The 22,506-nt window shown below is 66.0% G+C and carries 22 protein-coding genes; 15 read left to right on the forward strand and 7 right to left on the reverse strand.

The features are described 5' to 3' along the window. Positions 1-29 precede the first annotated feature (29 nt). The 5 genes from BW990_RS00875 (at position 30) to BW990_RS00895 (ending at position 6,519) form a co-directional block, all read left to right on the forward strand. Positions 30-1,883 carry an ABC transporter ATP-binding protein gene (locus BW990_RS00875; RefSeq protein WP_076444063.1) on the forward strand — a complete coding sequence of 618 codons (1,854 nt, stop codon included), beginning with the start codon at positions 30-32 and terminating at the stop codon, positions 1,881-1,883. Then, entirely contained in the window at positions 1,880-3,742 is a 1,863-nt protein-coding gene (locus tag BW990_RS00880) for an ABC transporter ATP-binding protein (protein WP_076444065.1), read from the forward strand. Before BW990_RS00875 ends, BW990_RS00880 begins: the two co-directional genes overlap by 4 nt. Before the next feature lie 158 nt (positions 3,743-3,900). Then, positions 3,901-5,118, forward strand: coding sequence for a class I SAM-dependent RNA methyltransferase (locus BW990_RS00885; RefSeq protein ID WP_076444067.1), 1,218 nt, complete (start codon positions 3,901-3,903; stop codon positions 5,116-5,118). An 8-nt stretch (positions 5,119-5,126) separates the two neighbouring features. Beyond that, positions 5,127-5,930, forward strand: a complete 804-nt coding sequence (locus tag BW990_RS00890) for an ion transporter (RefSeq protein WP_076444069.1) — start codon at positions 5,127-5,129, stop codon at positions 5,928-5,930. Positions 5,931-6,015: 85 nt separating this feature from the next. Further along, positions 6,016-6,519: a L,D-transpeptidase family protein gene (locus BW990_RS00895; RefSeq protein ID WP_076444071.1), complete on the forward strand. Its 504-nt coding sequence runs from the start codon at positions 6,016-6,018 to the stop codon at positions 6,517-6,519. 20 nt (positions 6,520-6,539) lie between these two features. Here the strand turns inward: BW990_RS00895 and dalA are convergent, their stop codons facing one another. After that, entirely contained in the window at positions 6,540-7,130 is a 591-nt protein-coding gene (dalA, locus tag BW990_RS00900; RefSeq protein ID WP_076444073.1) for a divisome-associated lipoprotein DalA, read from the reverse strand. Positions 7,131-7,299: 169 nt separating this feature from the next. Here dalA and BW990_RS00905 point away from each other — a divergent pair, with 169 nt between their 5' ends. Beyond that, the gene (locus tag BW990_RS00905; protein WP_076445070.1) at positions 7,300-7,905 is read left to right on the forward strand and encodes a L,D-transpeptidase; all 606 of its coding nucleotides are present in this window, start codon (positions 7,300-7,302) and stop codon (positions 7,903-7,905) included. 140 nt (positions 7,906-8,045) lie between these two features. Continuing rightward, entirely contained in the window at positions 8,046-8,246 is a 201-nt protein-coding gene (locus tag BW990_RS00910) for a ferrochelatase (protein ID WP_076444075.1), read from the forward strand. An 84-nt stretch (positions 8,247-8,330) separates the two neighbouring features. On the opposite strand, the gene BW990_RS00915 is transcribed toward BW990_RS00910, so the two are convergent. The 3 genes from BW990_RS00915 to BW990_RS00925 all read right to left on the reverse strand — a co-directional run bounded on the left by BW990_RS00915 (position 8,331) and on the right by BW990_RS00925 (position 11,209). Then, on the reverse strand, positions 8,331-9,104 hold the full coding sequence (locus BW990_RS00915; protein ID WP_076444077.1) for a C40 family peptidase: 774 nt from the start codon (positions 9,102-9,104) through the stop codon (positions 8,331-8,333). 124 nt (positions 9,105-9,228) lie between these two features. Beyond that, complete coding sequence (gene hemH, locus BW990_RS00920; protein WP_076444079.1) at positions 9,229-10,323, reverse strand: ferrochelatase; 1,095 nt, start codon at positions 10,321-10,323, stop codon at positions 9,229-9,231. A 64-nt stretch (positions 10,324-10,387) separates the two neighbouring features. Then, positions 10,388-11,209 (reverse strand): methyltransferase domain-containing protein, encoded by an 822-nt coding sequence (locus BW990_RS00925; protein ID WP_076444081.1) that lies wholly within the window; start codon positions 11,207-11,209, stop codon positions 10,388-10,390. Positions 11,210-11,238: 29 nt separating this feature from the next. Here BW990_RS00925 and BW990_RS00930 point away from each other — a divergent pair, with 29 nt between their 5' ends. Genes BW990_RS00930 through BW990_RS00940 form a run of 3 tightly spaced genes read left to right on the forward strand, consistent with a single transcriptional unit; the run spans position 11,239 to position 13,076 of the window. After that, complete coding sequence (locus BW990_RS00930; protein WP_076444083.1) at positions 11,239-11,961, forward strand: double zinc ribbon domain-containing protein; 723 nt, start codon at positions 11,239-11,241, stop codon at positions 11,959-11,961. 30 nt (positions 11,962-11,991) lie between these two features. Then, positions 11,992-12,249 (forward strand): glutaredoxin 3, encoded by a 258-nt coding sequence (gene grxC / locus BW990_RS00935; protein WP_076444085.1) that lies wholly within the window; start codon positions 11,992-11,994, stop codon positions 12,247-12,249. After that, complete coding sequence (locus BW990_RS00940; protein ID WP_076444087.1) at positions 12,246-13,076, forward strand: carbon-nitrogen hydrolase family protein; 831 nt, start codon at positions 12,246-12,248, stop codon at positions 13,074-13,076. Before grxC ends, BW990_RS00940 begins: the two co-directional genes overlap by 4 nt. A 2-nt stretch (positions 13,077-13,078) precedes the next feature. On the opposite strand, the gene ubiG is transcribed toward BW990_RS00940, so the two are convergent. Next, positions 13,079-13,831, reverse strand: coding sequence for a bifunctional 2-polyprenyl-6-hydroxyphenol methylase/3-demethylubiquinol 3-O-methyltransferase UbiG (ubiG, locus tag BW990_RS00945; RefSeq protein WP_076444089.1), 753 nt, complete (start codon positions 13,829-13,831; stop codon positions 13,079-13,081). A 49-nt stretch (positions 13,832-13,880) separates the two neighbouring features. Between ubiG and pip the strand changes: the two genes are divergently transcribed. The 5 genes from pip to BW990_RS00970 all read left to right on the forward strand — a co-directional run bounded on the left by pip (position 13,881) and on the right by BW990_RS00970 (position 20,385). Then, on the forward strand, positions 13,881-14,849 hold the full coding sequence (pip, locus tag BW990_RS00950) for a prolyl aminopeptidase (RefSeq protein ID WP_076444091.1): 969 nt from the start codon (positions 13,881-13,883) through the stop codon (positions 14,847-14,849). 96 nt (positions 14,850-14,945) lie between these two features. Further along, positions 14,946-15,941 (forward strand): ABC transporter permease, encoded by a 996-nt coding sequence (locus BW990_RS00955; protein ID WP_076445072.1) that lies wholly within the window; start codon positions 14,946-14,948, stop codon positions 15,939-15,941. Next, positions 15,938-17,110 carry an ABC transporter permease gene (locus BW990_RS00960; RefSeq protein WP_076444093.1) on the forward strand — a complete coding sequence of 391 codons (1,173 nt, stop codon included), beginning with the start codon at positions 15,938-15,940 and terminating at the stop codon, positions 17,108-17,110. Before BW990_RS00955 ends, BW990_RS00960 begins: the two co-directional genes overlap by 4 nt. A gap of 4 nt (positions 17,111-17,114) precedes the next feature. Then, positions 17,115-18,767, forward strand: coding sequence for an ABC transporter ATP-binding protein (locus BW990_RS00965; protein ID WP_076444095.1), 1,653 nt, complete (start codon positions 17,115-17,117; stop codon positions 18,765-18,767). 61 nt (positions 18,768-18,828) lie between these two features. After that, positions 18,829-20,385, forward strand: a complete 1,557-nt coding sequence (locus BW990_RS00970) for an ABC transporter substrate-binding protein (protein WP_076444097.1) — start codon at positions 18,829-18,831, stop codon at positions 20,383-20,385. Between the two features lie 144 nt (positions 20,386-20,529). On the opposite strand, the gene hslU is transcribed toward BW990_RS00970, so the two are convergent. Further along, positions 20,530-21,840, reverse strand: coding sequence for an ATP-dependent protease ATPase subunit HslU (gene hslU / locus BW990_RS00975; RefSeq protein WP_076444099.1), 1,311 nt, complete (start codon positions 21,838-21,840; stop codon positions 20,530-20,532). A 61-nt stretch (positions 21,841-21,901) separates the two neighbouring features. Then, on the reverse strand, positions 21,902-22,459 hold the full coding sequence (hslV, locus tag BW990_RS00980; protein ID WP_076444101.1) for an ATP-dependent protease subunit HslV: 558 nt from the start codon (positions 22,457-22,459) through the stop codon (positions 21,902-21,904). Between the last annotated feature and the right edge of the window lie 47 nt (positions 22,460-22,506).

The raw sequence follows: 22,506 nt of genomic DNA on the forward strand, positions 1-22,506 counted from the left end.
CATTCCGATGCCTCAAGGCCGCTCCGCCCATGTTCCGTTTCTTCGAAAATCTCGTTGATCCCTTTGCGCCGCATCCCGACAGGGATCATCCGCCGCATCGGCTCTGGCCGTTCCTGTGGGATTACACGCGGCCCTTCCACGGGGTCTTCGTGGCGGCCACGCTTCTGTCGATCCTCGTGGCCGGGGTCGAGATCGTGCTCATCTGGGCGATGGGCTGGGTGGTCGACATCCTCGCCAAGGGGCCCGAACAGGTCTGGCAGGAACACGGGCTGGCGCTGATCGCGCTTGGGCTTTTCATCCTGATCCTGCGGCCGCTCCTGCAGGCGCTCGACGTGCTGTTGCTGAACAACACGATGATGCCGCAGCTCGGCACCGTGGTGCGCTGGCGCGCGCACAAGCACGTGCTGCGCCAATCCGTCGGCTGGTTCGAGAACGATTTCGCGGGCCGCATCGCCAACCGCATCATGCAGACGCCCTCGGCGGTGAACGAGGCGATGTTCCAGATCTTCGATGCGCTGACCTATTCGAGCGCCTATATCGTGGGCTCGCTGGCGCTTCTGGGGCTCGCCGATCCCTGGCTGATGCTGCCGCTTCTGATCTGGCTCGCGCTCTATCTCACGCTGATGCGCTGGGTCGTCCTGCGCATCCGGGTCGCGTCGCGCAACGCGTCCAATGCCCGCTCGCAACTGACGGGCCGGGTGGTCGACAGCTACACCAATATCCACGCCATCAAGATGTTCGCGCATCACGACCGGGAGCTTGAATATGCCCGCGAGGCGATCGAGCACACGCGCGAGACCTTCCAGGCCGAGATGCGGATCTACACCATCATGGACGTGTCGCTCGCGGTGCTGAACGGGCTTCTGATCGTGGGTGTCACGGGGCTTGCCCTGTGGTTCTGGGGCATCGGGATCGCCACCGTGGGCACCGTCGCCGCGGCGATCGCGCTGACGCTCCGGATCAATGCCATGACCGGCTGGATCATGTGGGCGCTGACGAATTTCTTCCAGCAGCTCGGCATCGTGCAGGAGGGGATGGAGACCATCGCCCAGCCCGTAACCCTGCTCGATCACCCGCGCGCCAAGCCTCTGCAGCTGACCGCGGGCGAGATCGAACTCGACGGGCTCACGCACCATTACGGCCGCGGGCAGGGCGGGCTCGACCGGATCGACCTGACCATCGCGCCGGGCGAGAAGATCGGCCTCGTGGGACGTTCCGGCGCGGGCAAGTCGACGCTGGTGAAGCTGCTCTTGCGGTTCTACGACGCCGAGGGCGGCCGCGTGCTGATCGACGGCCAGGATATCGCGGGCGTCACGCAGGCGAGCCTGCGGGCCCGGATCGGCATGGTCCAGCAGGACAGCGCGCTTCTGCACCGTTCGATCCGCGACAACATCCTTTATGGCCGTCCCGATTCGGGCGAGGCGGCGATGATGGCCGCGGCGCAGCAGGCGCAGGCCCATGACTTCATTCTTGATCTCGAGGATTCCGAGGGCCGGCAGGGCTATGACGCCCATGTCGGCGAACGAGGCGTGAAGCTCTCGGGCGGGCAACGGCAACGGATCGCGCTGGCACGGGTGATCCTGAAGGACGCGCCGATCCTCGTTTTGGACGAAGCGACCTCGGCCCTCGACAGCGAGGTCGAGGCCGCGATCCAGGACACGCTTTACGGCATGATGGAGGGCAAGACGGTGATCGCCATCGCGCACCGGCTCAGCACCATCGCCCATATGGACCGCATTCTCGTGCTCGATCAGGGTCGCATCGTGGAACATGGCAGCCATTCCGCGCTTTTGGTCGCGGGCGGGCTATATGCCGGGTTCTGGAGGCGCCAGTCGGGCGGCTTCCTGAGTTTCGATCCGGATGATGAGGAGGCGGCGGAATGAGCGAGACGTATCGGCGGCGCTTCCCGTGGCGCAGGCCCACCGAATGGATCGACGCGTTCCGGCCCGCCGCGGGACCGCCGCCGCGCCGGATCATGGCCTTCTTCCGCTGGACGCTTGAGGGCGCCTGGCCCGTCCTGGGCGCGGCCGCGGCCTTGTCGATCCTCGCCGGCGTGATCGAGGTCTTCGCGGCGCTGATCCTCGGCCAGGTGGTCGATGCCGCCCTCGCCTCCGACGCCGAATCGGTCTTCACCGCGCAGTCCGGCGTGCTGATCGGCGCGCTCATTTTCTTCGTGCTGGCGCGTCCGGTGATCCTCGGCATCAACACCTTCTTCCAGTCGATCGTGGTGCAGCCGAACCTGCTGAACCTCGTCCTGTCGCGGCTGCACCGGTATACGCTTGGCCAGTCCGTGACCTTCTTCGACAACGATTTCGCGGGGCGCATTTCGCAGAAGGAGATGCAGACCTCCCGCGCGCTGACGGATGTGGTTATCGAATCGATCCATACGGTGCTCTTCGCGCTCGCCTCGGTGATCGGGGCGGTGCTGCTGCTCGGCACGGTCGATGCGCGCATCGCGATGGGGCTGATGCTGTGGATCGCCGTCTATGCCATCTTCATCCGCGCCTACATGCCGCGCATCCGCAAGCGCTCCAAGGCGCGGGCCGCGGCGCGGGCCACGGTGACGGGGCAGGTCGTCGACACGATCACCAACATCAAGACGGTGAAGCTCTTCGCCCATGCCGATCACGAGGATCGCGCGGCGCTGAACGCCATGAGCGCCTATCGCGAACGCGCGTTGGAGTTTGGCTGGGTGTCGGTCACCTTCCGCTTCTGGCTGATGGCGCTGGCGGGGCTGCTGCCCGTGCTCCTCGTGGGCGGATCGCTCTGGTACTGGAGCCTCGGTCTCGTCTCGGCGGGCGATATCGCCGCGACGGGGGCCGTGGCGCTGCGGCTCGCGCAGATGACCGGCTGGGTCAGCTTCACGCTGATGTCGCTCTACTCCAACCTGGGTGAGGTCGAGGACGGCATGCGCACCCTGACGCCGCCGCACACGCTGCGGGACAAGCCCGGCGCGACCGAGCTTGCGGTGCATGAAGGCCGCGTAACGCTCGACAACCTGACCTTCCGCTATGGGCGGGAAACTGGCGGGATCGACCATATCGACCTGAAGGTCGCACCCGGCGAAAAGCTGGGCATCGTCGGCGCGTCGGGCGCGGGCAAGTCGACGCTGGTGGCGCTGCTCCTGCGGCTCTACGACGCCGAGGAAGGCGAGATCCGCATCGACGGTCAAAGCATCGCGGGCGTGACGCAGGAAAGCCTGCGCCGCAAGATCGGCACGGTCACGCAGGAAACCGCGATGTTCAACCGCTCGGCGCTGGACAATATCCGCTACGGCAAACCCGACGCGACGTTCGACGACGTGGTCGCCGCGGCCAGGAAGGCCGAGGCGCATGACTTCATCATCGGCATGCAGGACCATAACGGACGCCGCGGCTACGACGCCCATCTGGGCGAGCGCGGCGTGAAGCTCTCGGGCGGACAGCGCCAGCGCATCGCGCTGGCCCGCGCGATCCTGAAGGATGCCCCGATTCTCATCCTCGACGAGGCCACCTCGGCGCTCGACAGCGAGGTCGAGGCCTCGATCCAGGACGCGCTCACGCGGGTGATGGAGGGCAAGACCGTGCTCGCCATCGCGCACCGGCTCTCCACCATCTCGGACATGGACCGGATCGTGGTGCTGGACGAAGGCCGCATCGCCGAGGAAGGCACGCACGAGGCGCTTCTGGCCAAGGGCGGGCTCTACGCGCGCTACTGGGAACGGCAATCGGGCGGGTTCGAGCCGCGCGCGGCAGCCGAGTAGGCCGACACTCCCCGAGGGGTCGAACCCTGCGCATCGAGGGACGGCATCCGCCCGCCGCACCGGAACGGTCGGCGCGCATCCGCCCTGCGCTTGCCTCTTTCCAAATACGCGAAAGCGCCCTCTCGACCCGGGCCGCATTTCCGGGCATGAGAGCGCCCATGCAACCTGTTATCATAGAGCGTCTGGGCCATCTCGGCGACGGCATCGCGCCAGGCCCGGTCTATGCGCCGGGCACGCTGCCGGGCGAGGTTCTGGATGGCGATGTCGACAACGGCTACATGCCCAATCCCCGCATCGTCACGCCGTCGCCCGACCGCGTCGCACCGCCCTGCAAGCACGGCAAGAGCTGCGGCGGCTGCCAGCTGCAGCACGCCTCCGAGGCCTTTACCGCGACCTGGAAGACCGAGATCGTGCGCGTGGCGCTGGCCGCCCAGGGGCTCGAGACGGAATTCCGGCCCATCGTGACCTCGCCGCCGCAGACCCGCCGCCGCGCCACCTTTTCGGCCCGGCGCACCAAGAAAGGCGCGCTGGCGGGGTTTCACAAGAAACGCTCCGATGTGATCGTGCCGGTGCCGGATTGCCTGCTGGTCCATCCCGACCTCGCCGCCGCCTTGCCCCTGGTCGAGGCGCTGGCGGTGCTGGGCGGCAGCCGCAAGGGCGAGCTGTCGGTGCTGGTCACCCGCACCGAGACCGGGCTCGACGTGGCGGTCACCGGCGGCAAGCCCCTCGACACCGCGCTGCGCGCGGCGCTTGCGGATATCGCGCGGGATCACGACCTCGCGCGCATCGCCTGGGCCGACGAGGAGACGCTGCAACGCCGCGCGCCGGTGCTGCATTTCGGCCCCGCCGCGGTGACCCCGCCGCCCGGCGCCTTCCTGCAGGCCACGCCCGAGGGTGAGGCGGCCCTGCGCGATGCCGTTCTCGAAATCACCCGGGGCGCGAAGCGCAGCGCCGATCTCTTCGCGGGCTGCGGCACCTTCGCGCTGCCCATGGCGCAATATTCCGAGGTCCTCGCCATCGAGGGCGCCCGGGCCACGACCGACGCGCTCGATCACGGCTGGCGCATGTCGAGCGGGCTGAAGTCGGTGACGACCCAGACCCGCGACCTGTTCCGCAACCCGCTGCTGGCCGAGGACATGGCCAAGCTCGACGCGGTGGCGATCGACCCGCCCCGCGCGGGCGCCGAGGCGCAGGTCGCGGAATTGGCCAAGGCCCGGCCCGGGCGGATCGCGCATGTCTCCTGCAACCCGGTGACCTTCGCCCGCGACGCGGCCACGCTCACGGCGGCAGGGTATGACCTCGATTGGCTGCAGGTGGTGGACCAGTTCCGCTGGTCCACGCATATCGAACTCGTTGCCTCCTTTTCCCTTCGGTGAGTCCCGTCATGTCCTTCCGTTCCCGCCTGTCCGAGTTCCTCGACCGTGCATCGACGCGCAACGCGATCACCGGCGTGATCCTGTTCAACGCCTTCGTCCTCGGGCTGGAGACGTCCGAGACCATCATGGCCGAGGCGGGGACGCTGATCCGCGCGCTCGACATCGCCTGCCTGTCGGTCTTCGTGATCGAGATCCTCGCGAAGCTGATCGCCCATGGCGGGCGGTTCTTCCGCAGCGGCTGGAACATCTTCGACTTCGTCATCGTTGGGCTGTCGCTGGTGCCCGGGTCGCAGACGCTCTCGGTGCTGCGGGCGCTGCGTATCCTGCGGGTGCTGCGCGTGGTGTCGGTGATGCCGCGCCTGCGCCGGGTGGTCGAGGGCTTCCTGACCGCGCTGCCGGGCATGGCCTCGGTCTTCCTGCTGATGACGCTGATCTTCTATATCGGCGCGGTGATGGCGACGAAGCTCTTCGGCATGGGCTGTCCCGCCTGCACCCCGGAACAGGCCGCGCTGTTCGAGGAATGGTTCGGTACGCTGGGCCGGTCGGCCTATTCGCTGTTCCAGATCATGACGCTCGAATCCTGGTCGATGGGCATCGTGCGGCCGGTGATGGAGGTCTATCCCTATGCCTGGGCCTTCTTCGTGCCGTTCATCCTGGTCACGACCTTCGCGGTGGTGAACCTCGTCGTCGGTCTCATCGTGAACTCGATGCAGGACGCCCATGCAGAGGAGGCCAACGCCGCCACCGACAGCTACCGCGACCAGGTCCTGCAGCGCCTCGAGGCGATCGAGCGGCGACTCGGCGAAAAATAGTCACCGGGGCGTGATCGGCCGTGAAAGCCCACTGTGCGGAAAGCCCGATTTCGGGTATCGTTCGAAAAAAAGAACGAGCAGGACAATGAAAAGGTTCAAAGCGCTTTGCCTCTGTCTGCTGGCCCTCGGGCTGTCAGCTTGCGGCAGCAGCAAATTCAAGACGTATAACGGCCCGGAGGTCACGCAGGTCATCGTCGATAAGGGCGACCGGCGGATGTACCTCCTGCATCACACCGAGTTGCTGGAGGCCTACCAGATCGGCCTCGGGTTCAATCCCGAAGGGCACAAGCAGTTCGAAGGCGATGGCCGCACGCCGGAAGGGGTGTATTTCATCGACCGGCGCAACCCCAACAGCGACTACCATCTCAGCCTCGGCATCTCCTATCCGCAGCCCAGCGACGAGCTGGTGGCGCAGGAGGCGGGGCTGAGCCCGGGCGGCGATATCTTCATCCATGGCGGTCCGCCCAAGGGCAGCACGGCCGACCCGCGCTCCGACTGGACATGGGGCTGCATCGCGGTGACGGACCGCGAGATGGAAGACATCTATGCCATGGTCAAGAACGGCACGCCCATCCTGATCCAGCCCTGATCACGCCCGGGCACGGCCTTTCAATAGGCCGTGCGCACCAGCGTGCCGGAGGAGGACAGCACGGGACCGGCCGACGTGGCGCTTTCAGGCCCGCCGGTGATCAGCGTCCACCAGATCTTGCCGTTGTCTTCCTGGAACCAGGCGAAGCCCATGTCGCGGGCTTCGGGCGACAGGATCACGCCGCGCGTGGCGGGCTCTTCCATCCATGCGGCGAGGGTCTGCAATTCGGTCTCGTAGGTTTCCGAGATCGCCTCGCCCTTCAGCTCGCCCGCGTAGCCCACACGCCGGACGCGATCGACCGGAGAAGACCCGTCCGAGCCGAAATGCCAGGGACGGTTCTGCACTGCCATGTCGCGCGAATGGGTGGCGGCGGCGGCGTTCAGGGCCGCGTTGTAGCGCAATTGCGGCGCTCCGGATTCCGCGCGCAGCGCGTTGACCGAATCGAGCATGCGGATCTCGATGCGGTTCTGGTCGCCCGCACCGATTCGGTAGAGCGTCGGCAACGGCAGGCCGTCGGGACCCAGCTGCGGCTCCGCGGGCGGGGGCGGCGCGCCGCAAGCGCCCAGCGCGGCAAGCGCCACAACGGCCATCAGGTGCGTAACGCGGATCATGATGTATCCCTAACTTTCAAATTCAGCCTGAAAACGCTTAAATTAAGCCACGTGGCTTATCAAACCCACATCGGCGTGTGTTTGCCGTCCCACGCGGGTTTGATTTGTAACTGCGACATGCGTGCCATACTTGAAACATAACGAATTTTCGCTGATGGAGTTCAGAACCATGACAGCCAAGACCAAACATCTTCCGTCCCGCCGTGCCGTCGTGCTCGGCGGTGTCGCGACGACGTTGGCAGCCCCCGCGCTTGCGCAAAGCGTGAACGGTGCCGGCACCACCGAGGTCGAGCGTGACCTCTCCAGCGTGGTGCGCCGCAACATCTCGAGCTTCCGGACGCTCGACTGGCAGCCCTATTTCTCGAACCTGCAGGGCGGCGCCATCCTGGTCGATATCCAGAGCCGCGCCCTGCATTACTGGTCCGAGGACCAGGCGGTCTACAAGCTCTACCCGACGTCCGTGCCGCTGACCGAGGACCTGACCCGCCGCGGTCGCACCCGCGTGACGCTGAAGGATCCCGAGCCGGATTGGCGGCCCACGCCGTCGATGAAAGAGCGCAATCCCGAATGGCCGGACTACGTGCCCCCCGGGCCGGACAACCCGCTGGGCACGCGCGCGCTGCACCTGAGCTGGACCTATTACCGCATCCACGGCACGCATGACACGCGCAAGATCGGGCGGCGTTCCTCGAATGGCTGCATCGGGCTTTACAACCAACATATCGAAGAGCTGTACGAGATGGCGAAAGTCGGCACACAAGTGTTGCTTATTTGACCACAAGTGGGCGATCGGCCTTTTGCGGCGTTTAGGTTGCATTTGCATTCCCATGGTGAAGCTGCTTAGAACGACTCACGAGGTTTAGTCTTGGGTGCCCGCCCGTGATCTTTCGTGCGGGCGTTATCTGGAGGATAATTATGAAGAAACTCGCACTCGCCGCCGCCATCGCCGCTGCTGGCACGTCCGCAATGGCCGGTTCCTACGCAAAAGACGACGTGGTCATGGAGCCCGTCGTGATCGTCGAAGAGACTGAGCAGCAGTCCTCCTCGGCCGCGATCATCGTTCCGCTGATCCTGCTCGCGCTCGTCGCAGCAGCAATTGCTTCCGATTCCGACTAATCGAAGCAATCCGCCAGGATTGAGGGGCGGCGCTTCGGCGCCGCCTTTTCTTTTGGCGACTGCTGAAACACAGCCCGCGCGGCGCTATTGCATCCGCGCCGCACCCTCGGCGGGCGTCGTGGCCCATTCCACCAGCCCGGGATCGAATCCCTGCGCCAGATGCGGTTTCACGATCTCGAAGAACGGCGAAATGTCGAAATCGCGCGGCGCGAACAGGCTGTGATGGCGGATATGCAGGATCTCGCGGGCCGCATGGGTGCCCGCCAGGGTCTCGATCCGCGGCAGGATCGGGTATTGCACCGACTGAAACGCCTGCGCGATGAGCGACGAACAGATCGCCCGCGTCGGATCGCCTGACCCGAGCGACAGCATGCGCCGCCGCCAAGGCACCGGGAAGGGCGGCGTCGGGATGAAATACCGCAAGAGATCGAAGATGTTGCGCAGGTCGTAGGACAAGCCGATCTTGCCGATCATGAAATCGACGACCCTCTGCCGGTCCCGTCGGCTCAGACCCACCGGTCGGCAGATACGCGTGTGGTAATCGGCGTATTTCGACAGAGGGACCGAGATGCAGCCCGCCTCGACCACCGCTTCCACCAATTCGTGCGGCGTGCCGTCCGGCTCCGTGCGCCCCGGAATCGGCCCGGTGTAAAGCGCGGCATGCGACCAAGTGGACTGCGTGAGATACTTGATCGCCACCGACACATGCGCCTGTCCCTCGACCAGCAGCACATCGCCGGGGCGGAGCGTGCGCCGCAACCGATCGAAATCCGAGGGCACGGACCAATCGGTATCCCGCCGCCGTTCGGCGAGCCACCGCGCCATGCGCGCCCCGATACTCGACAGGAATTTGTCCATGCGCTTCTCCTTACCCCAGAGAGGTAAAGATCAGGCGACCCGACCACCAAGTCGATTGACCGAAACTTGATCGGGTTCTCCGCGCGGGCGGCCTCCGGAACGCCCGGGGCCCGCCGAGCCCGTGTCAGCCGGTGGCGACTTTCGCGGAAACGGGCTCCGTGACCCAGGCCGCGAGGTTCTCGTTGATCACGGTGCAGAGCGCGTCGATATGCGCATCATCGTCGTTGAGGCAGGGAATGTAGGTGAAATGCTCGCCGCCGGCCTCTTCGAAGCTCTCCTTGATCTCCTCGTTGATCTCTTCGAGCGTCTCGATGCAATCGGCCGAGAAGGCGGGCGCGCAGACGGCGATGTTCTTCTTGCCGTCCTCTTCGGCGAGACGCGCCACCTCTTCCACCGTGTAGGGCTTCAGCCATTCCTCGGGGCCGAAGCGCGACTGGAAGGTGGTGGTGATCTCGGTGTCGTCCCAGCCCAGCCGTTCCTTCAGCAGCCGCGTGGTCTTGGCGCATTGGCAATGGTAGGGATCGCCCTCCATCAGGTAGCGCTTGGGCACGCCGTGATAGGAACAGACGAGGATGTCGGGCCGCGTCTCCATCTTGGCATAGGCCTGCTCGATCGACTGGGCGAGCGCCTCGATATATTTCGGATGTTCGAAATAGGGATCGACGGTGCGCACCGTGGGCTGCCACTTTTCCTCCATCAGCGCGCGGAAGAACTGGTCGTTCGCCGTGGCCGAGGTCGCGCCCGCGTAATGCGGATAGAGCGGGAAGAAGAGGATCTGCCGGCAGCCTGCCTCGACCATCTCGCGGACCTTGGACTTGGTCGAGGGATTGCCGTAGCGCATGCAGAAATCGACCATGACGCGGTCGCCGTATTGCGCCTGCATCTGCGCCTTGATCTTGGCGGTCTGCGCCTTGGTGATCGTCATCAGGGGGCTTTCGCCTGCCTCCTCGTTCCAGATCGACTTATAGGCCTCGCCCGACGAGAAGGGCCGCTTGGTCAGGATGATGAGCTGCAGAAGCGGCTGCCAGAGCCAGGGCGAATAGTCGATCACCCGGCGATCCGACAGGAACTCGTTGAGATACCGGCGCATCGACCAATAATCGTAATTGTCGGGCGTGCCGAGATTGGCCACCAGAATGCCGATCTTGGCGGCGGGCACCTTCGGATGGTCCGTCGGCGAATGCGGCGGGCGCACCGCGGATTTCGTCGCGTCGAGCATGAACGGCCCCTGTGATTTAGAATTCATGTAATTTCCCGCCTAAGTAACCCCTCGGACGCGGGGGTCAATCTTTCAGCTTGGTTTCCGACGTCCCGAGCGCATCGGCCAGCCGCGTCGTCGCCGATCCGGGCCTCAGGGGTTTCGGCTGGCTTTCATCCGGCGCCCAACCGGTCAGGGTCACCAGCTCGAAGGTGGCGAGGATGCGTCCGTCCTCCGTGCCGTGGGTCTCGGCATAGAGCTCGGCGGCGCGCAACAGGATCGCGCGGCGGCTGAAATGCCGGACCCGGGCGCTGAGCGCGTTTGTCTCGCCCATGGCGCGCAGATCGCGCATCAGGTGCAGCGCGCTTTCGTAGCTGATGCGCAGGGGGGCGGCATCCGCCACCGGCAGGGCAAGGCCCGCCCGTTGCAGCAACGCGCCCAGATCGCGGATATCGGCCATGGGCGCGACGCGGGGGCTGAGCCCGCCGGTCACCTCGATCTCCGCCTGCCCGATTGCCGCGCGCAGCTCGGTCAGGGTCTGACCGCCGAAGGCCACGCCAAGAAACAGCCCGTCGGGCTTCAGCGCGCGGCGGCACTGGATCAGCTGGCCCACGGGGTCGTCGGCCCAGTGCAGCGCCAGCGCGTGGATCACGAGGTCATGAGCCCCTTCCGCAAGATCGAGAACCGCCGCATCCGGCACCACGCGCGCACCGGGCAGCCGCGCCTGCCAGAGGCCCGGTTCGGAACTCACGACGGCGGGCGCGGTAAACGTCCTGTTAACCACTGCGAGGCGATCCTCGATATCGTCGGCGGCGGTTTCGTGCAGGAACAGTGCGGGGGTGCGGCGCGCCCGGGAGCGATGGGCCTCGAGGGCTGCACGGTCGGTCAGGGTGGGTGTTTCGGACATGAAGGGCAGATAGGGTGCAGGCAGGCCTGATGCAAACGCTGCTGAACGCGGTCTACCCGCCCTCCTGCCTGACCTGCGGCGGGCTGACGGCGGAGAACGGGGCGCTGTGCGGCCCCTGCTGGCGCGAGACGCCCTTCATCATGGGCGCGGCCTGCGATGCCTGCGGCACGCCGCTGGCGGGGGCGGCCGAGGTCGGAACGGGCCCCGCGCTCTGCGACACCTGCCTGAGCATCGCGCGGCCCTGGACGCGGGGACGGGCGGCGCTGGTCTATTCCGGCAAGGCGCGCGACCTCGTCCTGAAGCTCAAACATGCCGACCGGCACGATATCGCTGCCCCGGCGGCGGGATGGCTTGCGCGTGCGGCGCGCGATCTGATCGCGCCCGGAACGCTGATCGTTCCGATCCCGCTGCATTGGTCGCGCCGGTTGAAGCGCCGCTACAACCAGGCGGGCCTTCTCGCGGATGCGCTGTCGCGCAAGGTGGAGCGCCCGGTCTGCCACGACGCGCTGACCCGCATCCGCCGCACGCCCAGCCTCGACGGTGCCCGGCGCGAGGCGCGCTTCGACGCGCTGTCGGGGGCCATCGCGGCCAATCCCAAACGCGCCCCGCGTCTCGCCGGGGCCTCGGTGCTGATCGTCGATGACGTGATGACCTCGGGCGCGACCTGCGCCGCTGCGACCGAGGCCGCCTATGCGGCGGGTGCACAGGACGTCTGCGTTGTCGCGCTGGCACGTGTGGCCAAGGATGCTTAGGTTCCTCTCGAACTCAGATAGAGAGAATCCATGCCCAAGATCGAAATCTACACCTCTCCGCTATGCGGGTTCTGCCATGCCGCCAAGCGGCTGCTGTCGCAGAAGAACGCCAGCTTCACCGAAATCGACGTTCTGGCCAATCCCGACCGCAAGCCCGAGATGATCCAGCGCGCCAATGGCGGACGCACCGTGCCGCAGATCTTCATCGGCGACAGCCATGTGGGCGGTTGCGACGAGCTTTACGCGCTCGATCGCGCCGGAAAGCTCGATCCGATGCTGGCGCAGTGAAGGCGGCGCTTCTGCAATTCTGTGCGTCGGACGATCCGGCGGAGAACCTTGTGACCGTCGCCGCGATGATCGCCGAGGCGGCGGGGAAGGGCGCGGAGATGGTCTTCACCCCCGAGGTGACGAATTGCGTCTCCGCGAGCCGCACGCATCAGTCCGAGGTGCTTCGGACCGAAGCCGAGGATGCGACGCTTGCAGGCCTCCGGGCGGCAGCGGCCGAGCATCGGCTCTGGCTTCAGGCGGGATCGCTCGCGCTGAAATCCGACCCGCCCGAGACGCGGTTCACCAATCGCGGGTTCCTGATCGGGCCGGACGGCGCGATCCATGCCCGCTACGACAAGATGCACATGTTCGACGTGCAGGTCTCGGAAAACGAAACCTATCGCGAAAGCGCGGGCTACGCGCCGGGGGATCGCGCCGTGCTGGCCGAGACGCCTTTCGGCACGCTGGGCCTGACGATCTGCTACGATTTGCGCTTCGCCTACCTGTACCGTGCGCTCGCGCAGGCCGGGGCGGAGATCCTGACGGTGCCCTCCGCCTTTTCCACCGCGACCGGCCCCGCGCATTGGGAGCCGCTGCTGCGCGCACGGGCCATCGAGACGGGTGCCTTCGTGATCGCCGCCGCGCAGGTGGGCACGCACAGGGCCCGGCGCGGCAAGGGCCGGCAGACCTATGGGCATTCCATGGTCGTGTCGCCCTGGGGCGAGGTGCTGCTCGATGCCGGCACCGATGAGGGCGTGTTCCAGGTCGAGATCGACCGCGCCGCCGTGGAGGATGCGCGCCGCAAGGTGCCCGCGCTGACCCATGACCGGGCGTTTTCCGGGCCCTGAGGTCAGGCCGGCCTGACCGCCGCCATCGCGTAGTTGACCGACAGGTCGCGATCCGACAGCGACCAGTTCCAGCGGATCGGGTCGAAGACCATGCCCTTGCGATCCACCGTCTCGAGGCCGGTCGCGTCGATCATCGCCGCGAGTTCCTCGGGCGTGCGGAATTTCGACCAGTCATGGGTGCCCTTGGGCAGCCAGCGCATCACCCATTCCGCCCCGACGATGGCCGCCGCGAAGGATTTCGGCGTCCGGTTCAGCGTGGAGCACAGGAACAATCCGCCGGGCCGGACGAGAGCGGCGCAGACCTGCAGGAAGGCCGCCGGATCGGACACGTGTTCGATCACCTCGAGCGACATGACCACGTCGAAGACCGCGCCCTCATTCACCAGCGCCTCGGCGCTCGTGTGGCGATAATCGATCTCGAGACCCTGCGCTTCGGCATGGGCGCGGGCCACGGGGATGTTCTCGCCGCCGGCATCGATTCCGGTCACCTCCGCGCCGAGCCGCGCCATCGGCTCGGACAGAAGCCCGCCGCCGCAGCCGATATCAAGCACCCTGAGCCCGGCGAAGGGCTGCGGTTTGGACAGGTCGCGATCGAACTCGCCCGCGATCTGTGCCGTCAGGTAATCGAGCCGGCAGGGATTCATCTCGTGCAGCGGCTTGAACTTGCCGTTCGGGTCCCACCATTCGGCGGCCATCGCCTCGAATTTGGCCACTTCGGCGGGATCCACGCTGGCTTGGTCTCGGGGCAGGGTCATGGGCAAAATCTCATGGTCTTTTCGCGCTCTTCTCTCATATAGGTGGGGTATGGACAAAGAACTGGGTCAAAAGCGCGCCGTTCAATATCTCTACCCGCCGATCGATGCGTTCGACCAGCGGATGATGGGCGTGTCGGGCGGTCACACGATCTACGTGGAGCAATGCGGCAACCCCGACGGCATCCCCGTCATCGTGCTGCATGGCGGGCCGGGCGGCGGCTGCAGCCCGGCGATGCGGCGCTATTTCGATCCCGAGGTCTACCGCGTGGTGCTGTTCGACCAGCGCGGCTGCGGGCGGTCGCGGCCCCATGCCAGCGTGAACGACAACACCACCTGGGATCTGGTCCACGACATCGAGGCGATCCGGGCCGAACTCGGCATCGCCAAGTTCATCGTCTTCGGCGGGTCCTGGGGCGCGACGCTGGCGCTGATCTACGCCATCTCGCATCCCGAGGCGGTGCGCCACCTCGTCCTGCGCGGCGTCTTTCTGATGACGCAGGCCGAGCTTGACTGGTTCTATGGCGGCGGGGCAGGGCAATTCTGGCCCGAGACCTGGGCGCGGTTCCGCGACCTCGTGCCGCCCGATGAACAGCACGACCTGATCGGCGCCTATCACCGCAGGCTCTTTTCCGGCGATCTCCGGATCGAGACGCAATTCGCGCGCGCCTGGTCGTCGTGGGAAAACGCGCTGGCCTCGATCCATTCGAACGGGGCGGGCGGCGAGGCGCCGGGCGAATATGCGCGCGCCTTCGCCCGGCTCGAGAATCACTATTTCACCAATCGCGGCTTCCTGTCCGAGGATGGCTGGATCCTGAAGAATATCGACCGCATCCAGGACATCCCCGGCATCATCGTGCAGGGCCGCTACGACATGATCTGCCCGCCGGTGCGGGCCTGGCAGCTGGCGCGTCACTGGCGCGGCGCCGACCTTCGGATGATCCGCAATGCGGGCCACGCCCTGTCCGAGCCGGGCATCAGCGCCGAGCTGGTGCGGGCGATGGACGATCTGGCCCGCTAAGGGGTCTGGGCGACACCGATCCATCACAAGGGTTTACAAGCCCGGCAAGGACGTTACCTTCGGGGCTCCCGCCGCGACAGGAAATTGCCCGGATTCGTGTCAAGTCTTCTAAGAATAATCGCACAGCGCCTTCTTCTGGGCGTGCTGACGCTCTTCATCGTCTCGATCATCATCTTCACCGCCGTGAACATGCTGCCCGGTGACTTCGCGCAGGCGATCCTCGGACAAAGCGCGACGGACGAAGCTGTGGCCGCGATCCGCCGGGACCTCGGGCTCGATCAGCCGCCGATCACGCGCTACTGGGTGTGGCTGACCGATACGCTGAGCGGCGATCTCGGGACGTCCTTCGCGCAGGCCAATTTCGCCAGCTTCACCGGATCCGAGACCGGCGGCGGCACCACCGTCATGGCGCAGATCGCTCCGCGCTTCGAGAACACGCTGTTCCTGGCGGGCGTCACCGCGCTGATCGCCGTGCCCTTCGCGGTGGGCCTCGGCATCCTCGCCGCGCTGTTCCGCAACTCGGCCTTCGACAAGGGCTCGAACATGTTCGCGCTTACATCGATCTCGAGCCCGGAATTCTTCGTCGCCTATATCCTGATCCTGTTTCTCGCGGTTCTGAACCCGATCCTGCCATCCCTCTCGAACATCTACGAGGGCATGGGCTTCGGTGAACGACTGCAGAAAACGCTGCTGCCCGCGCTGACCCTGACGCTCGTGGTCACGGCGCACATGATGCGGATGACGCGCGCGGCGATCATCAGCCTGCTGGCCAGCCCCTATATCGAGATGGCGCGCCTCAAGGGCATGAAGCCGATGCGGGTCATCGTGCATCACGCCCTGCCCAACGCGCTGGCGCCGATCATCAACGTGGTGGCGCTGAACCTCGCCTATCTCATCACCGGCGTCGTGGTGGTCGAGGTGGTCTTCGTCTATCCCGGCATCGGTCAGCTTTTTGTCGACAGCGTGAAGATCCGCGACATCCCCGTGGTGCAGGCCTGCTGCCTGATCTTCGCCGCCGCCTATATCCTGCTGAACCTGATGGCGGATATCCTGTCGATCCTCTCCAATCCGCGACTGAGGCATCCGAAATGAGCGTGCTTGTCTGGATCGCCGCCATCCTGGCCGCGCTTCTCGCCGGGGGATGGGCCTTCCGCTTCGCCGGCCAGACCGCGACGGGCAACAAGCCCTATTTCCGCGACATGCCCTTTGCCGTGGCCTTCGGGTACGTCGCTGCCGCGGCGGCGATCCTGGGCGGGCTCTGGCTCTGGTTCCAGCCCGGCGCGGTGTTCTTCCGCTGGGCGGTGCAGGGCTTCGTCATCTCCGCCATCGCGGCCTTCATCTTCCGGCTTGCCGGTCGCCATGTGGGAACCGAGGGCACGCGCAAGATGTTCCGGCAGATGCCACTGACCGCGGCCTTCGGCATCCTCGTCATCCTGATCTACGCCGTGCTTGCGATCTTCGCGGGCGTGATCGCACCCTACGAACAGGCGCAGGTCTTCACCGGGGTCAACATCCTGCCCGGGGGCGATCCCGCGACCGGCGGCGATCCGGCGCATCCGCTCGGCACCGATCAGATCGGCCGCGACCTGCTGACCCGGCTCATCTACGGCGCGCAGAACACTGTGGGCATCGCCTTCGTCACGACCTGCCTCGCCTTTCTTCTGGGCGGCACCTTCGGCTTTCTCGCCGCGGTGATCGGCGGCTGGCTCGACAACGTGCTGAGTCGCATGGTCGATGTCCTGATGGCGATCCCGTCGCTGATCTTCGCGCTCTTGCTGATGACCATCGCCTCGGCCTGGGCCGGTTCGCAGCAATGGCTGCTGACCATCTACATGATCCTCATCATCGCGGTGATCGACTCGACGCGCGTCTTCCGGCTGGCGCGGGCCGTCGGGCAGAACATCGTCGTGATGGATTATATCGAGGCCGCGAAGCTGCGCGGCGAGGGCATGTCCTACCTGATCTTCAAGGAGGTGCTGCCGAACGCCACCGCGCCGCTGCTGGCGGAGTTTGGCCTGCGCTTCTGCTTCGTCTTCCTGACCATCGCGGCGCTGTCCTTCCTCGGCGTGGGCATCCAGCCGCCGCTGGCCGATTGGGGCACGATGGTCCGCGACCTCGCGCAGTTCATCAACTTCGCGCAATTCTCGCCGCTGGCCGCCGCCCTGCCGCTGATGGCCGCGGGGGCCATCGCGCTGCTGACCGTGGCGGTGAACTTCGTGGTGGACTGGATGCTGCACCGGTCCTCGGGCCTGAAGGATTGAGCCGATGAGCGATGTGCTTCTGACCATTCGCGACCTGAAGATCGAAGGCCGCTCCGACGAGGAATGGATGCCGATCATCAACGGCATCGACCTCACGCTGCACAAGGGCGAGGTCCTCGGGCTGATCGGCGAGTCCGGGGCGGGCAAGTCCACCGTCGGGCTTGCGGCGATGGGCTATACCCGCGACGGCGTGCGCATCTCGGGCGGGTCGGTCGAATTCGACGGCGTCGATCTGGTCAACGCGCCCTTGATGAAAAAGCGCGCGCTGCTGGGCAAGCGCATCGCTTATGTCGCGCAATCCGCCGCGGCGAGCTTCAACCCCGCGCACAAGATCATCGACCAGCACACTGAGGGGCCGGTGCGCCACGGCGTGATGAGCGAGGGCGAAAGCGCGCGCGACGCGATGGATCTCTACGAACGTCTGCGCCTGCCCAACCCCGAAGAGATCGGCTTCCGCTATCCGCACCAGGTCTCGGGCGGGCAGCTGCAGCGGGCGATGACGGCGATGGCCATGTCCTGCCGCCCGGACCTCATCATCTTCGACGAGCCGACGACCGCGCTCGACGTGACCACGCAGATCGAGGTGCTGGCGGCGATCCGCGATATCGTCGACCAGTTCGGCACCGCGGCGATCTACATCACCCACGATCTTGCCGTGGTCGCGCAGATGGCCGACCGCATCAAGGTGCTGCTCAAGGGCGACGAGGTCGAAGAGGCCCCGACGCGGGAGATGCTCGACCATCCGCAGGAGGAATATACACGCTCGCTCTGGGCGGTGCGCAGCTTCAAGCGGCCGGCGAAACCCGTGCCCGCCGGGGATGCGACGCCGGTCCTGTCGGTGCAGAATGTGGATGCCTCCTACGGCGTCACGCAGGTCCTGTTCGATGTCAGCTTCGACATCCATCAGGGCCGAACCGTCGCGGTCGTGGGCGAATCGGGCTCCGGCAAGTCCACGACGGCGCGCTGCATCACCGGGCTGCTGCCGCCCACATCCGGCGTGATCCAGCTCGACGGAGAGGACCTGCCGCTCGATTACCGCAAACGCTCGAAGGACCAGCTGCGGCAGGTCCAGATGATCTACCAGATGGCCGACACCGCGCTCAATCCGCAGAAGACCATCGGCGAGATCATCGGGCGCCCGGTCGAGTTCTACATGGGTCTGCGCGGCAAGGCGCGGCGCGACCGGGTGGCCGAACTCCTGAACGAGATCGAGATGCCGCCCGAGCAATATATCGACCGGCTGCCCTCCGAGCTTTCGGGCGGGCAGAAGCAGCGCGTCGGGATCGCCCGGGCGCTGGCCGCCGAGCCCAAGTTCATCATCTGCGACGAGGTGACCTCCGCGCTCGATCAACTTGTCGCGGAAGGCATTCTGAAACTCTTGGCAAGATTGCAGGATGACCTCAAACTGTCATACATGTTCATTACCCACGATCTGGCGACGGTGCGCGCCATTGCGGATGAGGTGGTCGTCATGAAAGACGGCGAGGTGGTGGAACAGGGCCCGAAGGCCGACATGTTCAAGCCGCCGCATCATCCCTACACCGACTTGCTGCTGAGTTCGGTGCCGGAGATGGATCCCGACTGGCTGACAAACCTTCTCGAGGCCCGCGGGCGCGAGAATATCGGCGATGCCGCCGTTGGACGAATGGACGACTGACATCGCCCTCGCGCGGGGCGTAACCACGGGGCAAAAGCCCGGACACGATAGGGAGACCAACATGACACGTATCTCAAGACGCGGATTGCTGCGCAGCGGTGCCGCCGCCGGCGTTCTGGCCGCGACCGGCCTGCCGCTGCGCGCGCAGGAAGCCAAGCGCGGCGGGCGCCTCGTGGCGGGCCTTTCGGGGGCGAACTCCTCGGACAGCTGGGACGGCCGGACCCATTCGGACATCTTCATGTCCGCCGCGGCCCATGGCGCGGTGTTCGACGCGCTGACGGAAGTGGCCGCGGATGGCAGCCTCAAGGGCGAGCTCGCCACCGACTGGGAAGCCTCGCCGGATGCGAAGGTCTGGACCTTCAACCTGCGCCAGGGCGTGACCTTCCACAACGGCAAGCCCTTCGGCGCGGATGACGTAATCGAGTCGCTGCAACTGCACGTGGCGGAAGGCTCGAAATCGGCCGCGGCGCCCATCGTCTCGGCGATCTCGGAGATGCGCAAGACGACCGAGCACCAGGTGCAGTTCACGCTGGAATCGGGCAATGCCGATTTCCCCTACCTGCTGTCGGATTATCACCTGCTGATCTATCCCGCGGGCCAGATCGACGAGGCCATCGCCAACGGCATCGGCACCGGTCTTTACCGCGCGGTCAGCCTCGAGCCGGGCGTGCGCTTCGTCGGCCGCCGGGTCGACAGCCATTACAAGGACGGTGAAGCGGGCTGGTTCGACGAGATCGAATACATCGCGATCAACGACAACACCGCCCGGATGAACGCGCTGCTGACCGGGCAGGTCGACGCGATCAACCGCATCGACTTCAAGACCGAGGCGCTGCTGAAAGCCAACCCGCAGGTCGCCATCCAGGAAGTGTCGGGCAATCAGCACTACACCTTCCCGATGCTGACCAATGTGGCGCCCTTCGACGACGTGAACGTGCGCCGCGCGCTGAAGCATGGCGTCAACCGTCAGGAACTGGTCGACAAGATCCTGCTGGGTCACGGCATCGTCGGCCATGACAGCCCGATCGGACCGGCAAGCCAGTACGTGGCCGATCTCGACCCGATCCCCTACGATCCCGATCAGTCCAAATACTACCTCAAGCAGGCGGGTCTGACCGAGCTCAACGTCGATCTGTCGGCCTCCAACGCGGCCTTCGAAGGCGCGGTCGACGCGGCCCAGCTCTACCAGGCCTCGGCGGCGGCGGGCGGCATCAACATCAACGTCGTGCAGGAGCCGGCGGACGGCTACTGGTCGAACGTCTGGATCAAGAAGCCGTGGTGCGCCTGCTACTGGTCGGGCCGCGCGACCGAGGACTGGATGTTCTCGTCGGCCTACGAGGAAGGCGTGCCGTGGAACGACACCCAGTGGGACAGCAAGGACAGCGCCCGCTTCCAGGAGCTTCTGATCACCGCGCGCGCCGAACTCGACAGCGACAAGCGCCGCGAGCAATACGGCGAGATGCAGCGCATCCTGCGCAACGACGGCGGCGTCATCATCCCGATGTTCGCCAACTACGTGCAGGCGCTGAAGACCACGGTCGGGACGCCCGAGACGATCGGCAACCTCTGGCAGATGGACAATGCCCGGATGGCGGAGCGGTGGTGGGACACCACCTGATCGCTGCAACTGGCTGAAATCAGAAACGCCCCGCCGGATTGGCGGGGCGTTTTTTTTACTGCGATCCGGACTTTTGCGTTCCCTGCAAAGATGCGGGCCCGCCTCAATGGTCAGCCCGGAAGCTGAGGAAATCCCCTCCTGCGCTTACAACACGTACCGGCTCAGATCCGTCGAGCGGCTCAGATCGCCCAGATGCCGCTCCACGAAATCCGCGTCCACCACCACGCTCTCCCCGGCCTTGTCGGGCGCGGTGAAGGACAGCTCCTCGAAGACCCGCTCCATCACCGTGTAGAGCCGCCGCGCGCCGATATTCTCGACCGAGGTGTTCACCTCCGCCGCGATCCGGGCGAGCGCCGCGATGCCGTTCTCGGTGAAGCTGACGGTCACGTCCTCGGTGCCCAGAAGCCCGGTATATTGCCGCGTCAGCGCGTTGTCCGTCTCGGTCAGGATGCGCACGAAATCCTCTTCGGTCAGCGGACGCAGGTTCACGCGGATGGGCAGGCGGCCCTGCAATTCCGGCAAGAGGTCCGACGGCTTGGCGATGTGGAAGGCGCCCGAAGCGATGAAGAGGATGTGGTCGGTCTTCACCGGGCCGTGCTTGGTGGACACGGTCGTGCCCTCGATCAGCGGCAGAAGGTCGCGCTGCACGCCCTCGCGGCTCACATCGCCGCCCTTGGCATCCGAACGGGCGCAGACCTTGTCGATCTCGTCGAGGAAGACGATGCCATTCTGCTCGACCGAGTGGATTGCCTCGCGCTTGACCTGTTCGTCATCCAGAAGCTTGTCGGCCTCTTCGGAAATCAGCACTTCGTAGCTGTCGGCGACGCGCATCTTCTTGCGCGTGGTGCGCCCGCCGAAGGCCTTGCCGAAGATGTCGCCCAGGTTCATGCCGCCGCCCATGCCCATCCCCGGCTGGCCGGGAATTTCCATCATCGGGAAGGGCGAGGCGGTCTCGGCCACGTCGATCTCGATCTCGACATCGTCCATTTCACCGGCTCGCAGCTTCTCGCGGAAGCGCTCGCGCGTGCCTTCCCGGGCATCCTGCCCGGCGATGGCGGCGATCACGCGATCCTCGGCGGATTTGTGCGCGGCGGCCTTCACGTCCTCGCGCATGAACTCGCGGGTCTGGGCGATGGACGCATCCACGAGATCGCGCACGATCTGCTCCACATCGCGGCCGACATAGCCAACCTCGGTGAACTTGGTGGCCTCGACCTTCACGAAAGGCGCGCGCGCGAGCTTCGCCAGCCGGCGCGAGATCTCGGTCTTGCCGACGCCGGTGGGGCCGATCATCAGGATGTTCTTGGGATACACTTCCTCGCGCAGGTCGTCGGGCAGCTGCTTGCGCCGCCAGCGATTGCGCAGCGCCACCGCCACGGCGCGCTTGGCGTCCTTCTGACCGATGATGAACCGGTCGAGTTCCGAAACGATTTCGCGGGGGGTGAGGTCTGTCATGGATTGTCCTTTCGCGACCGTGGGACCGGGCGGCGCACATTTGGAGATGTGTGTGCGCGCCTCAGCCGCCGATCTTTTCAATGGTCAGGTTGCCATTGGTGTAGACGCAGATATCGCTGGCGATCTCCATCGCGCGGCGGGCGACCTCCTCGGCGGTCCGGTCGGTCTCCATCAGCCCGCGCGCCGCGGCGAGCGCGAAATTGCCGCCCGATCCGATGGCCGCCACGTCGTGTTCGGGTTCGAGCACATCGCCCGCGCCGGTGATGACGTAAAGGTCGCGCCCGTCCGTGACGATCAGCATAGCCTCGAGCTTCTGCAGGTACTTGTCGGTGCGCCAGTCCTTGGCGAGCTCCACGCTCGCGCGCTGCAGCTGGCCCGGGGTCGCCTCGAGCTTGGCCTCGAGCCGTTCCAGAAGCGTGAAGGCATCCGCCGTCGATCCGGCAAAGCCCGCGACGACGTCGTAGCCGCCGGGCGACAGCCGCCGCACCTTGCGGGCGCTGCCCTTGATCACGGTCTGCCCGAGGCTGACCTGCCCGTCGCCCGCGACCACGACGTGTCCACCCTTGCGGACGCCGATGATCGTGGTGCCGTGCCAGCCGGGAAAGGTGTCTTCGGCCATGTCGCTCTCCTTTGTGCCTCGCCGCCATATGGGGGCTGGACATCGTC

Origin of the sequence: Roseivivax lentus, assembly GCF_900156805.1 — a bacterium.
In the GTDB taxonomy this organism is placed as follows: Bacteria; Pseudomonadota; Alphaproteobacteria; order Rhodobacterales; family Rhodobacteraceae; genus Roseivivax; species Roseivivax lentus.